Genomic DNA, 13,564 nt, shown 5'->3' on the forward strand with positions numbered 1-13,564 from the left:
GATGTACAGTGGAGAGACATTCGTTACAATGCCCGGCTCATCAAGTGATACATAGAGCCATATTCCCGGTGATTGACGCAATCCCCGGAATCGCTCAGAACCTTCAGATTCGGGATGAACGATGCCCGTTCGCGGCATTCGCGGTGCTATCAGCTGTTCGGAAAACTCGCAACAGGCAATTCTTGAGGCAACTCGAGATCTGCTGCGTGAGATTATTTCCAAGAACGAACTGACTGATTTCGAAGAGGTCGTCTCTGCGATTTTCACGACGACACCGGATTTGAATGCCTCATTTCCGGCGGAAGCAGCGCGCGATCTCGGGATGAATCAGGTCCCGTTGTTGTGCGCATCGGAAATTGCCGTCCCCACCGGATTGCCCAAGATTATCCGTATTCTGCTGCATGTGAACTCCGAGAAACGTCAGGCCGAAATGGTCCACGTCTATCTGGGAGCAGCAAAAAATCTTCGCAAAGACATCAGCGAAGCACAGTAGTGCCCTGTCAGGGCTTGGATTTGGGGTGCGTCAGAGCATCAACGCCCGTCGTTGCCGGGCTTGCGCTTTCTTCGACCCTAAGTTTCAACTTTAGACAATGTAGTAATCACGGTTCAGTGCGTTTCTCGCTTTCCGAGTTGCCCCTGCGCGACAGAAGCACGCTACATGCTTGCGCGGGTTTCCTCTTGAAGCCGCTGTTTCAGCTTCAGAATCCGTTCCTGATCCACTTGGTCTGGATTGCTGTTTGCCAGCGCAAATTCGAGCGCTGCAATTGCTTCGTGAGTGCGACCTGCATCGTTGAGCGCCAATGCCCATTGGTAATGGACCGTTGGGAGTGACGGTGTCGTGATCCGCGCGTGGTTCCAAAGCGACAATGGATCACGCCATGTTGGGAGATACTGCACCGTTCCCCAGGCCATCAGGCCAATCGCGGCCGTGGTGACCGTGATTGCAGCCAGCTTTCGAAGGCGAGCCAGAATCGGGAAGACTTCGACGAGTATCTTGCCGAGTTGTTGTACCAGCCAGCCCATTACCGCAAAGCACGGTACGCAGGTCAGGTAAAGATAACGGTCGTTCATCAGGGTTGTGAGTGGAAAGAGATTCAGCATTGGAACCATGATCAACAATGCTGAGATTCCTGCGAGTGTGATGAGCGGGACGCGTTTTCTGATTCGGTATAGCCAGACTGTGACAAGGCCCCAACCCAATGCAGATGCGATAACGAGCGCTGTGATTCCCGAGGTGGGGGGATTGTAGAGCACGCACAAATTTTGCGGCCAAATCAGCATGGCGAGATACCGCCAGAGCAAGGTCAGGTTCACGGCCAGTAGTTGGAATTTGCTCATGCCGATGTGCCCCCGAAGTCCCCCGACGATGGTGACCTGAGCGTTCATCGTGCTGAAAATCAGCATCATGCAGAGCAGCGTTGGGACAACCTGTCTGGCGATGGCATCGGAAAGCTTCTTGCGGGCGATCAGCACGTCGTAGGCCACAATGATTGGTGGAATGACGACGGTGGAGGCTTTTGTCAGCAGCCCGAGAATCAGCCAGAAGATTCCCCAGCCTTCCTGTTTCGCTGTGCGATCAGGCCGCATCCAGCAGAGAAAGCTTGCCAGCATGAATGTCGATGAAAGCACAGTTTTGCGCGAGGAGATCCAGGCGACGGATTCGATCTGGACTGGATGGACCGCGAAGAGTATCGCAACGCTGAAACTCAGCCAGTCGTTTCCGGTCAGTCGCTTCATTAGGTGAAGTACCAGAACGGCATTGACCAGATGCAACAGAACATTGGTGACGTGGTACCCCGTCGGGTGGAGTCCCCAAAGTGTGTGCTCAATGAGAAATGTGAAGATTGTGATTGGAGCAAAGTTTCGCGCGACAGGTTCTGTCGCAATGCGATAGAGATTCGCAGGATGCCATGATCGAATCAGCTCATTCGATGTCAGGTACCAGGTGTCATCCCAGTTGAGAAGCTGAAAGTTCAAGACGGGAAAATAGAGGATGGCGATCGCGAGACTCAGACCGGCGATTTGCCAGCGACTCTGTTTCCACCATGCAGCTAACGCCACCCCCCAGGAGACAGGTTCATCACCGGGAGGATGCTGGTTAGGGAGTTCGTGAGTTGATTCCGGGTTCATTCGCCAAACTGCCACAATGCGATTCAACGCGATTTATTCTTTTGAACCCTAGGTCACGCGGCGACGTTGTCAAAATGCAACACTCGCTGCCTTAGGGATGGAAGAACTCGGTTGACGATTGGACGGCTTGCGCTGATTTTGCAGGCAGAATGGCTTGCACGCACTCACTACAGACTGACGGGCGCCTGCAGCTTTGGTTCATGATAGAGCGGCAATGTCAGTAGGAATTTTGTTCCTTTGCCGACTTCGCTTTCAACACGAATGTCGCCATGAAAGACGATGGCGAGGTGCTTGACGATCGACAACCCGAGACCGGTGCTGCCATTGGTGGCGGTCCGAGCTTTGTCGACGCGGTAGAAACGCTCAAAGATTCGACTTTGATGCTCTGCGGCAATTCCAATTCCGTTGTCTTCAACAGTGACGACCAGATTGCTGCCAGCGACGTCCGCATGTACCTCGACCTTTCCGCCTTCTCGATTGTAATTGATCGCATTGACGATGAGATTGTCGATGATCGTACGGAAGCCTGTCTGGTCGGCCCAGATTCGGAGGTCAGTCGAACTGCTGGTGAAGGTCAGTGAAATATTTCGGGAAAGAGCAACTGGTTGATGGTGGTGGACACTGTCCTGCAGTGATTGATTCACGTCGATCGCCTGAAGCTGAAACGCCTCTGAGTGCGATTCGATTCTGGCGAGATGCAGCATGTCCCGGATGAGTTGCTGTAATCGATCTGTCTGGTCAATGATTCTTGAAAGGAACAGTTGGCTGTGTTCCGCATCTTCCAGTCCCCCATCCATTAGCGTGTCTGCGTAGACTTGAATGGATGTCAGTGGAGTCTTGAGTTCGTGTGACACATTCGACACGAATTCACGTCGCATCCGCTCCAGTCTTCGCACTTCAGTCACATCGTGAAGGACGAGGACGACGCCCGGTTTTGGATGCAGTGGAAGTTGAGTGACCGTGATCTCGATGATGGATTTGATCCGTTGAAGCTCGAGTTCTCTGCGTAACTCACAGTTGGCTTCGAACGCAGTATCGACGATCTGTTCGAGTTCCGGCTCGCGGACCACTTCCCAGACAGGGCGACCGCCGAAACTGCGAGACTGACAATCCAGCATCTTTCTGGCAGCGTCGTTGAAGTATAAAACACGGCGTTCCGCATCCAGAACAAGGACACCTTCGATCATGGTCCCCAATACGGACTGAGAGAGTGTGTTGTTCTGGCGGAGATCCTGATTCGCATTCATCTGGCGTGTGAACTCGGAAGAGACAACATCACCGAGCAGATTTAATTCCGACGCGATTTCTCCAAACGAGTCGTTTGGACGAAAACTCTTGAGGACCTGTCCTCGCTGGCCGGTGGGAAGCCGCTTCTGCAAATCTCGAATCACGTTCAGAAAATCGGTGTGCTCGCGGTGCACGTGCCTAAGGATGTTCTTCCCGACGAGAGCGGCCGTAATCAGTTGCAGGCCAAGGGCGATGGCAGTTCCGATCCACCACCATGTGATGAACGGCGAAGTGACACAGCAGACGAACAGCAGCACTCCTATTAAGAGGAAGACTCGTCGTGCATAGCTGAAAGAGGACATCAACACGGTTCCGTGAATTCAATTGTCATGAGCCTAGACCAATCAGGCGGGAAGCATGTTTATCTGGCGTTCCGATGGAGAAAAACTCAACTTCCCCCGGAATTCATACTGCTGGAAGGCACCGGACGATGGAGCCGAACGACACCTTCTAGCGTCCCTGCGTACAGAGCTCGCGGAACGTACCCGACAAGTCTTCCCGTTGTCGATTCCCGGAAGTTTTCAGAACGTATCCAATCCCAAACCGGACACCCGATTTCTTCAATTCTTAACGATTCCCGATTCTCGGTCGGCCTGATCCTGGAACTGGAGAACGCAGGTTGTTTTAGAAATTGTTTTCGGTGTCGAGCAGTTTTCCCATGACTGAGAGAGCAAAATCCTCTAAAACGCTAAGAATAATGCTTGGATTAGCGGTTTTGGAGCAGTTGGCGGGCGGAGATTCCCGGAATTGAAATCGAAGATGAGAAATTGAACCCTCTTCTGATATGCTCCACGCTTCACATCTGTGCGTTTTGAGTGTGATTTTCCTGTAGAGAGTGACTTTCCAGTATCCTGTTCAAGGTTTTGATTCATGCGAATGAGCCGCCTGCTCGTGCTGACGACGCTGACCGCACTGGTCGCGTGTTTTTCGTCTTCTACTCCTCTGTCGACTCGATCGGCACTCGGGGCTGACGCACCTGCTGCGAACGCATCCCAGATTGAACGAGGGAAGTATTTGGCTCACGATGTCGCAATGTGCGTGATCTGCCATTCTCCTCGTACCGAAGAGGGGAAGATCATCGAAACTCGCCTGTTTCAGGGAGCTCCGATTCCAGTCGGTGCGACCGTGAAAGGCCAATCCTGGGCGACTTACGCTCCAAACCTGCGATCCGTTGCAGAGATCTGGGGAGAAGAAGATCTCTCCAAGTTCCTGCAGACAGGTGCGGTTCCTCGTGGAGTTGGCCCGAAATTGCCAATGCCTCCATTCCGCATGAGCGAGGAAGACGCAAAAGCTGTCACAGCTTACCTGCGATCCCTCAAGTAAAATTTGATCGATCAGTGATAGATCTCATGGCTGCCGGGAGAACGAAACAAGTTCTCCCGGCAGCTTTATCAATGGGCTCTTGTTTGACAGGGCTGCTGACTGTCAATGATGTTGCTTGTATGACTTGGGCATTCAGTTTCTGATGCTCTTTGATTTGTGTTCAGCCGAATCTCGATTTGGTGAATTGAATATGAGCATACGAGTTGACCGCCCAAACGGTGGGGAGATGACCGGAAAATCCCCTGCTCTCCCTCATCGCTGGTTGCTGCCAGCGTTTTATGTCGTCTTGCTGCTTGCTGCGGTCCTCATTTTCTGGGGAATTCGCGTGATCGGAGAATCCGAAGTCCCTGTTGTCTCGACGGCTGTCAGTGCTGTCACTGAGGGGGCTGCGGCTAGAAAAACTCCCGATGCGGCCAACACTGTACTGTTACATGTGCTGGCGACGCTGACTGCGGTTATCGTTCTGGGACGCATTCTTGCTGTCGGATTTCGAGCGATCGGGCAACCGAGTGTCATCGGGGAAGTTGTTGCCGGGATTCTGCTCGGGCCATCGGTCCTGGGAGCAATTTCTCCTGAGGCGATGCACCTGTTGATCCCGGATGCCGCTGCCGATCCGCATGGGCGCGTTGTTGCCGCGATGGGAATCATTTCTCAGATCGGGATCGTGCTCTACATGTTTATTGTGGGGCTTGAACTGAATACCACGATGCTTGTGAAATCGGCCCATGCGGCGATTGCGATTTCGCATGCGAGCATCATCATTCCATTTCTTGCCGGGACAGGACTCGCGCTCTGGCTGTTCCCGCATTTCGCTCCTGAGACAACCTCGTTTACCAGCTTTTCTCTGTTTCTCGGCGTGGCAATGGCGATCACGGCATTTCCCGTACTTGCCAGAATTCTCACAGACCGACGTCTTGAAAAGACCCCGCTGGGAGTCCTCGCGCTCAGTTGTGCTGCGACCGATGATGTGACTGCGTGGTGTTTGCTGGCATTTGTTGTCGGGGTCGTCCAATCCAATGTGAGCGGAGCGATCTGGGTGGTCGTGCTGACTTCGGTTTATCTGGCGGTTATGTTGCTGTTCGTACGTCCGTTCGCTGTACGGCTTTTGAGACGAGACGAACGACATGTCCCCAGAGGAACGATCCCCACTCTATTCGTGGCCGTTCTTGCGTCAGCGTTCGTTACAGAAGCCATTGGAATTCACGCAGTCTTTGGTGCGTTTCTACTCGGAGCGATTATTCCACACGATCTTCCAATCACGAAGTCGATCCATGACAACCTGCACAATGTCGTGACGATGTTGTTTCTTCCTGCGTTCTTTGCCATGTCCGGAATGAATACGCAGATCGGACTGATGAATAATCTCGAACACTGGTTGATCTGTGCGGCGATCACTGCTGTGGCGACCGTCGGAAAGTTTGGCGGGACATTCCTCGCGGCCAAAATGGCTCAGATCTCAACTCGGGACGCTTCGATTCTTGGTGTGTTGATGAACACTCGCGGCTTGATGGAATTGATCGTCCTGAACATTGGTTTGTCGCTGGGAGTCATCTCCCCTGTCCTCTTTGCGATGATGGTTCTGATGGCCGTTGCCACCACGATGATGACTGGCCCGATCCTGTCGGTTCTGTGGCCGAAAGAAGAGAACAGCGCGGTTGCGTGAGTCGTCCTTTCGGTTGCGTTACAGACGATCGCTACGCTGTCTTCTCACCCGTCTCTTCCGATTTCAATGAATATTCGTTTTCTGGATGTTCGGAAGAAACCGCTTGTGTCGCGATACGACCGGCGGAGATTGCCGCTGACGATCTTCTTAGTTGGTCACACTCTCAGATTGGGTGACCATCAACCGAATTCTGATCCTGCTGGCTGAATTGCCGGCGTTGTGGAGATCAGATCACGATCTCTCATCGGGGAGTCATGTTCCACGGGCAGTGCGACAATAACTCTGTTGAACAGAAACTGATTCGCAACAAGCAAAGAACATTTCACCCCACTGTACCTGATTCGGTCGGCGTGCGATTTCACGAAGGAAATCGCAATCGAGATTCGAGGAAGGTTGCGCTTTCGTATTGAGGACGTTGGTGTGCGGCCACAAAGCAGCTGAAGCTGCTCAAGTCAGAGGAACATGCGAGTATGTTCGACGGGATAATGACTGGCATTGGTCGGACTATGATCTCGAAAGCAGTTTGCTTTTCATTGCTGGCGTCGGTCTGCACTGTCGCTCAGGCGGATGATGCGAAGCGACTGCGAGGCCGCCCTTTGATTCGCGGTCCGGTTGTGCTTTCTTCACGAATCGAAATGCTGGACGATTCGATCGCACTCGCTCCTCCAGAAGTTGCCCCAACCATTCCGAAGGCGCCAGCGAACAAGCCGGTGTCGAAAGGCGCATCCGCTCCCGGGGAACTGATGGATCGAGTTCGTGAATTCGGTCGGACTGTAGGTACGCAGGAGTCCAAAGCGGTTCAGGCGGAACGGTTGGAGCCTCAGTCATCGAAACGCTCCAACGGAATCTTCAAAGTTTCCCTCTTCAGTCTCTTTTCCGGACCGAATGGGGAAGACCTTGAAGATTCGCCGGCAAACGCGAACGAACCGATCCCTCCTGCTCCTTCGTTCGACGTGATCGAAGATCGACCATTACCGCAGCCGATTCCATCGGTTCAACCGCAGGCAGAGATTCCGTACTCGTTTCCGCCTCATGAGCTCGAGCCGCAATACGAGCCGCAATATTATGGGGCGATTGAAGGGGGCGACGAAGCCTGTACGACCGAGAACGGTCGGGCAATTTCAGGTGTTGTCCCTCAATCTGACAAGAAGTGGTGCGTTCTCCGATGGCCCGGGCTGAGCCGCATGTTCAAGAAATAATGCGGTGATTCAATTCGATGATTCGAGATTGGAAGAATCGCGAAATGCAGTCCTGCTGCTGCCCAATTTTCCGGACACTCCTCTATAATCCAAGGGACGTTTATCAGCATGAACGTATGCTTGAGATAAACGGAAATGAAGTGTCGCGGTGAAGTGCAGCCTGTATGAAGTTCCCTGTTGAAGTTTTGCAAAAATGCTGGTTCCTCGCCGGGCCCACGGCCGTAGGCAAAAGTGCATTGTCGCTGCACTTGGCAGAGAAGCTGAATGGGGAAATCGTTTCGCTCGATTCGATGGCCATCTATCGCAGAATGGACATTGGGACTGCGAAACCAGATGCGACGCAGCAACAGCAGGTTCCTCATCATCTGATTGATGTCGTTGATCCTCACGAGGACTATTCGACGTCTCAGTATCTGGAAGCGGCATTAGCGAGTTGTCAGGAGATCATTGCGAGAGGGCGAGTCCCGATCTTTACCGGAGGGACCGGACTTTACCTGCGAGCGGTCCTGCGAGGCGTGTTTGAAGGACCGCCAGCGGACTGGGACTTTCGCAATCGGATGTCTGCTCGGGCAGAAGGACAATCACCGGACTGGCTACATCAAGAACTCGCCAAGGTTGATCCAGTGTCTGCTGCTCGACTTCACCCAAACGATGCCAGACGTCTGGTGCGAGCACTGGAGATTCATCATCTCACAGGGCAGCCTGCTTCGGTGCTGCAGCAAGAACATCCACTGCCTGAGGCGGACAGACCGCGCCATGTCTATTGGCTGCATCCTCCGCGTGACTGGTTGTCAAAGCGAATCAATCAGCGCGTCGAGCAGATGTTTGAACTGGGGCTGGAAAGAGAAGTTCGTGAGTTGCTCAACTCTCCATTCCCCCCCGGACGGACTGCGCGTCAGGCGTTGGGCTACCGGGAAACAATTGACTGGATCGAAGGGCGAATTGGTTCGCTGGGTGAAACCATTGACTTGATTCAGACGAGAACCCGTCAATTTGCCAAACGTCAGCATACGTGGTTCCGAAATCTGGAAGAATGTCACGAAATCCTGCTGACTGGGGGCGAGTCTCCAGCGGAATTGTGCGATCGACTTGTCGCGCCGCATGGAGCATAGGCTGTTGTACTGTCGGTCGATCCTGCTCGGATCTTCCTTGTTGAGAATCGCTTCAACTCCAGCGAAATTGCCGTATCTTGGCGTGTCAGACTCTGGGATTTGAGGAATTTCCTGATCCACTGTCTGAATTCAGGTGCCTACGAAATCCGGGCTATCTCTCGATTCTGTAATGTGTTCCGACATCATGAATTCGGGATTGGTTCAGAAGACATCGACAGGTTATGATGGCTGGTCTGAGATTTCAGGCAGTCTGGTCTGTCGAAATCCGAACATCGGAGGCTAAGGCAATGGCATTGCGGCTGCGTGGGCGAACCTGGTCAAGCTGGATACTTCTGGCATGTGTCACTGCATCTAGTGGAAATCCGATTGGGGCGGCAGAGGCAGATAAGGCAATTGAGAAGGCTTCCAAAAAGCTGGAAGGGCTTCAGGTTCAAGTTGGTGATGAACCGCTGAAGCCATTCGAGCCGAAGACCCCTGTTGCTCCAAATGATGATGCGCGTCGTGCTGCAATGGCGCTCTATATGAAAGGCCGCATCTTGCAGGAGAACGCAAAGTTCTCTGATGCACTTGATGCCTATCTTGCGGCAGTTGATAAAGATCCGACTGCAATTGAACCATATAAAGGGGCGCTGCCGATCTTGTTGCAGCGCCGTGAGATTCCTCGGGCGCGGAAGTTGACGCTGGATGCGGCCACGCAGAATCCAGAAGGATTTGACCTTGTCGCAGCAATGTCGGCAGTTTTTGGACGTCAGAATCAATTGGGCGACGGAATTCAGCTGTTGGAAGAAGCGCTGAAGCTTCCCAACGTGAAGCCTCGTTCGTTCCCGGATCTCGCGTTACGCCGCGACCTGGGGTTGTATTACCGTCTCCAGGGGAACTACGAGAAAGCGGCAGCCGAATACAAACTTGTGTTTGATGCCGTGATCGATCCAAAGCTCGACCCTGCTCTTCGCGACCAGATTTTAATGGATCCAGGCAAGCAGTTCGACGAGTTTGGCGATGTGTTTCTACAGTCCAAACAGCCAGAACTTGCTCTCAAAGCGTTTGATGAAGCGAGCAAACATCGAGAAGCAAAACCGGGATTACACAGTTTCAATCTCGCGACGGTTTTCCGTCAGACAGGCAATTCCGAGAAGGCACTGACGGAGCTTCAACATTATTTTGACGCTCAGATGCAAACTCGGGGGCGCGCTGCCTATGAATTGCTGAGGGATTTGCTGGTTGAACTGAAACGCGAGAACGAGCTACTTCCAAAACTGGAAGAACTGCACAAACTCGATATTCACAACGAAGGTCTGCGGTATTTCCTTGCAGATCTTCTGCTGGACTCTGGCAATCTGGATCGGGCGGCCGAGCTCTATACTAACGGCCGGGAAAACGTGACTGACCCGCGCGCGCTGGTCGGGATGCTCTCGATCTATCGCCAGAAAGAACAGCCAGAAAAGCTGTTGCCGGTCCTGGCGAAATCCTTTTCGTCGGTCCCGCGAGCCGATGATGCTGCAGTATTGAAGCAGCTTGCTCCGGACATTCGCGATCTTGCGAATCGCTTCGAAGAAGAAATCAAGAAGCTGAGCAAAGACGATAAGTCATTTGGTGCACTGACGAAATACGCCAAGACGCTCGAAGAAGGAGATGAACCCAAACTTGAGTTCATTCAGGCGTATCTGCTTGGGAAACTGGCCAGCGAAAGTGATCGGACCGACGACGCCATTCACTTTTATAAATATGCGATCTCGATGCGGAACGATCCGCCGGCGATGCTCTATACCGAACTCAGCAGCCATCTGATTGATTCCCAGAATTACGCTCAGGCACAGGAAGTTCTTCAGGAAGCGGTTGCTCACACTTCGTCGGGGATGCAGCGGGAAAAATGGCGATTCCTTTATCTGCTCAGCTATGCCCAGGCATTTCAAGGTGAGACATCCGAAGCGATTGAAACCATTCGGGCAGCACAAAAGCTGCAGCCAAGTGTTCCTGAGATGTTCTATCAGGAAGCATGGATTGTCTATCACGCGCGTCGCTGGGACGAAGCGCTTGCTCTGTTCGAGCAACTTGTCAGCAATTATGCCGGTGATAAGCGGATGACGCTGAAGTGCCGTTTCCACATTTCCAACATCTATGTGGAAAAAGGAGACATGGCGCGTGGCGAGAAGGTGTTGGAAGATATTCTGACAGAGGATCCTGAGAATATTCAGGCGAACAATGACCTCGGTTATCTGTTTGCAGATCAAGGAAAGAACCTTGATCGCGCTGAGACCATGATCCGAAAGGCACTTGAGGCCGAACCTGAGAATTATGCTTACCTCGACAGTCTCGGCTGGGTCTTGTACCAAAAGGGAAAGTACGCAGAAGCGTTGGTTCCATTGGAAAAGGCGACAGAGACCAAGAGCGGGGCTGACAGCACAATTATCGACCACCTCGGCGATTGCTTTGAAAAGCTCGGGCGGCACGAAGATGCTGTGAAGGCTTGGAAAAAGGCTCTGGAAGGCGAGGAAAAGAAGAGCAATCCGAGCGAAAAAGTTTTAAGATCGATCCGGGAGAAGCTGAAGATTAACCCAGAAGCTCCTGCTGTTTCTGCTGAGGCCAAATAGTGCGTGTCAGGTTCCCAGTCGTCCATCCAGAACGGGCACCATGGGAACTGTCATCGAGCTTCGTGATTGTGGAAACTCGCATTCCAAGGCATCCCCCCTCTTCCTTCAGGGGAAGGTGCCTGGTTGTGCATTGGCAGACGTGACTGACCGGAACTGAACTTCAATGTGAAGTCGATATTTCCTCATCGACCGCATACCGCAGTGTAGAGAACATCATCGCGCTCCTCTCGAATGAGGAGTAATTGGAGTTTTGAATTCAGTGACAGTCGATTTTCCATGTCACAGTTGCGGGGCGGTTCTTCGAAGTCCATTAAACAGGGTGGGGCAACTGATTGTCTGCCCTGTTTGCGATGCAGATGTGCAGGTGCCGGCTCGGCATGTGCTCGGTGAAAATGGCTCTACTCCGACTTTCGCGGAAGAGCTGAATCACCGGATGTCCCCTCTTTCTGAACGCATGGACACGTCTTCGATAGGGTCTTTGGGGCGAGGGGTTTCCCATTCGTGGGAATCAACTGGTGCCGCTGGGAAGCGAGAATTTCGAGATGATGACTCGTTCAATCTAGGCCAATCAGCAAATGGCACAGCACTGGATGAGGATGATTTCGAGTCGAATTTTGAGATCAATCAAGAGAACCATCAGCCAGCTTCGATCCCTCCGGTCACACTTTCTCGCATCCTGTCTGTCACTTGGACGCTCTACACTCGACACTTGGGTGTTTGTTTATTGGTTGGGCTCCTGGACACCGTACTGATGACCCTTGGGGTCGTCGCTATTATCACCTTGTCGTTTTTTACCTCGTTTTTAGTGCAATGGAGACAAGAGTTTGCGATTCTTTCCTTCTTGTTCCTGACCTCTATTGGAATGGTTTGGCTGCTGTCTGTGATGGCTGCTGGGAATTTTCGCTACTTTATGGCGATGGCACGCGGAAAACCGCTCCGAATGAGTGAACTGCTGCGGATTGATCGTCAGATCTCTCGAGTGGCGATCAGCGGATGTCTTTACTGGACAATGGTTTGCTGCGGTCTCTTGATTGGTGTGATTCCCGGTTTGACCGCGATGGTTCTGTTCTGGCCCGTCGGCCGAATCGTTGTCGACAAGAATGTGTCGATTTTTGATTCATTTATTGAGTCGTACAGGATTAGTCATCGTCACATGCTGATTTCCTGGGCATTGCTTTTCATCCATCTGGGCATCTTCTTAGCCACGTTCTCGATCCCGATCCTGGGGCCGTTTGTAGGGTTTTCTCTGATATCAACCCTTTATTCTGTGACTTATCTCATGCTGCAGGGTGAGGTTGTGAATCCGTGAATGAGCGTTCTGATTTATGAGGAACTGATAAACTCATAAAAGAAGTGATTGACGTATCAGCGACCGCTGTAGATAATTGCCCCGACACGACAAAAACTTTCGATGTCAAAGGGATTGGACAGGATGTGTTTCCTGTCCCTGAGATCTCACGACCGGAATTATGCGGTTGATAGGCTGTATACCAGGTACGATGTTTGAGGCCGCTTCGGACTGGACTTGTTCATGGAGTGCTCATTTTTGAAACAGTCTAAAATGAGTGATCGGTGGAGTGACTGACCTGATTTCAGGTGTGTCAAAGACCAGCGATCAGGCTTCTGAGAGTCAGCAGAATTTGCCAACCGATTCCGTACCAATTCAGAATTTACACTCTCTTTCATGCTGAAAGTCGAAAAGGGTTCCACTTGAACGAGGACCAAGTTCCCCGCGCGTCCGGCTTGCCAGTCAGTGACGCAGGAGTTCCTTCGATTCCTCCGGATCGAGAACCACAGGATCAAGATATGATTACCCAATTTGCAGAGCCCGCTGTTGCACGTCCGAGCGAACCGGTCGCTCGCACTGGATTCAACCCACGCGTTCCTGAGCTTTCACAGAAGCTCGAAAAGGATCTCGTTCAGGTCTTCAAGCTGTTGGCAGATGAAACACGCCTGAAGATTCTGTTCTTCCTCGGACGTGAAAAAGAACTTCACGTTTCCGCTCTCTGTGAACGTCTCGGCCAGAGCCAGCCAGCTGTCAGTCACCACCTCGCCCTGCTGCGAGTTGCTGGTCTGATCGAGCCACGCCGCGATGGAAAACACAACTTTTATTCCATCCAGCAGCACCGCTTCCATGAACTCATGGGCGAGCTGTTCCAGAGCTTCACTGAAGAAAACAATGCTTCCGAATGGCGCTTCGAAGATTTCATCTTCCGCCAAAATCGTAAGCCAGAGTAGTCGATTTTCTCTCGCGTTCCC

At 52.4% G+C, this 13,564-nt stretch carries 10 protein-coding genes; 8 read left to right on the forward strand and 2 right to left on the reverse strand.

What is annotated here, in order from left to right; all coding sequences use genetic code 11:
• The first annotated feature begins 121 nt into the window (after positions 1 to 121).
• On the forward strand, positions 122 to 493 hold the full coding sequence (gene aroH / locus SH527x_RS01475; RefSeq protein WP_437192881.1) for a chorismate mutase: 372 nt from the start codon (positions 122 to 124) through the stop codon (positions 491 to 493).
• A gap of 161 nt (positions 494 to 654) precedes the next feature.
• Here the strand turns inward: aroH and SH527x_RS01480 are convergent, their stop codons facing one another.
• Positions 655 to 2,145 carry a hypothetical protein gene (locus tag SH527x_RS01480; protein WP_437192882.1) on the reverse strand — a complete coding sequence of 497 codons (1,491 nt, stop codon included), beginning with the start codon at positions 2,143 to 2,145 and terminating at the stop codon, positions 655 to 657.
• A gap of 152 nt (positions 2,146 to 2,297) precedes the next feature.
• The gene (locus SH527x_RS01485) at positions 2,298 to 3,719 is read right to left on the reverse strand and encodes a sensor histidine kinase (protein WP_437192883.1); all 1,422 of its coding nucleotides are present in this window, start codon (positions 3,717 to 3,719) and stop codon (positions 2,298 to 2,300) included.
• A gap of 568 nt (positions 3,720 to 4,287) precedes the next feature.
• Here SH527x_RS01485 and SH527x_RS01490 point away from each other — a divergent pair.
• The 7 genes from SH527x_RS01490 to SH527x_RS01520 all read left to right on the forward strand — a co-directional run bounded on the left by SH527x_RS01490 (position 4,288) and on the right by SH527x_RS01520 (position 13,543).
• Positions 4,288 to 4,740: a c-type cytochrome gene (locus tag SH527x_RS01490; protein ID WP_437192884.1), complete on the forward strand. Its 453-nt coding sequence runs from the start codon at positions 4,288 to 4,290 to the stop codon at positions 4,738 to 4,740.
• Between the two features lie 190 nt (positions 4,741 to 4,930).
• Entirely contained in the window at positions 4,931 to 6,403 is a 1,473-nt protein-coding gene (locus SH527x_RS01495; protein WP_437192885.1) for a cation:proton antiporter domain-containing protein, read from the forward strand.
• Between the two features lie 506 nt (positions 6,404 to 6,909).
• A complete protein-coding gene (locus SH527x_RS01500; RefSeq protein WP_437192886.1) occupies positions 6,910 to 7,602 on the forward strand; it encodes a hypothetical protein in 693 nt (230 codons plus the stop codon).
• A gap of 164 nt (positions 7,603 to 7,766) precedes the next feature.
• Positions 7,767 to 8,714, forward strand: coding sequence for a tRNA (adenosine(37)-N6)-dimethylallyltransferase MiaA (miaA, locus tag SH527x_RS01505; RefSeq protein WP_437192887.1), 948 nt, complete (start codon positions 7,767 to 7,769; stop codon positions 8,712 to 8,714).
• Positions 8,715 to 9,001: 287 nt separating this feature from the next.
• Entirely contained in the window at positions 9,002 to 11,305 is a 2,304-nt protein-coding gene (locus tag SH527x_RS01510; protein ID WP_437192888.1) for a tetratricopeptide repeat protein, read from the forward strand.
• 433 nt (positions 11,306 to 11,738) lie between these two features.
• A complete protein-coding gene (locus SH527x_RS01515) occupies positions 11,739 to 12,614 on the forward strand; it encodes a hypothetical protein (protein ID WP_437192889.1) in 876 nt (291 codons plus the stop codon).
• Positions 12,615 to 13,111: 497 nt separating this feature from the next.
• Positions 13,112 to 13,543: an ArsR/SmtB family transcription factor gene (locus SH527x_RS01520; protein WP_437192890.1), complete on the forward strand. Its 432-nt coding sequence runs from the start codon at positions 13,112 to 13,114 to the stop codon at positions 13,541 to 13,543.
• The last annotated feature ends 21 nt before the right edge of the window (positions 13,544 to 13,564 follow it).

The sequence above is a fragment of the Planctomicrobium limosum genome (genome assembly GCF_051465645.1).
Classification (GTDB): Bacteria; Planctomycetota; Planctomycetia; order Planctomycetales; family Planctomycetaceae; genus Planctomicrobium.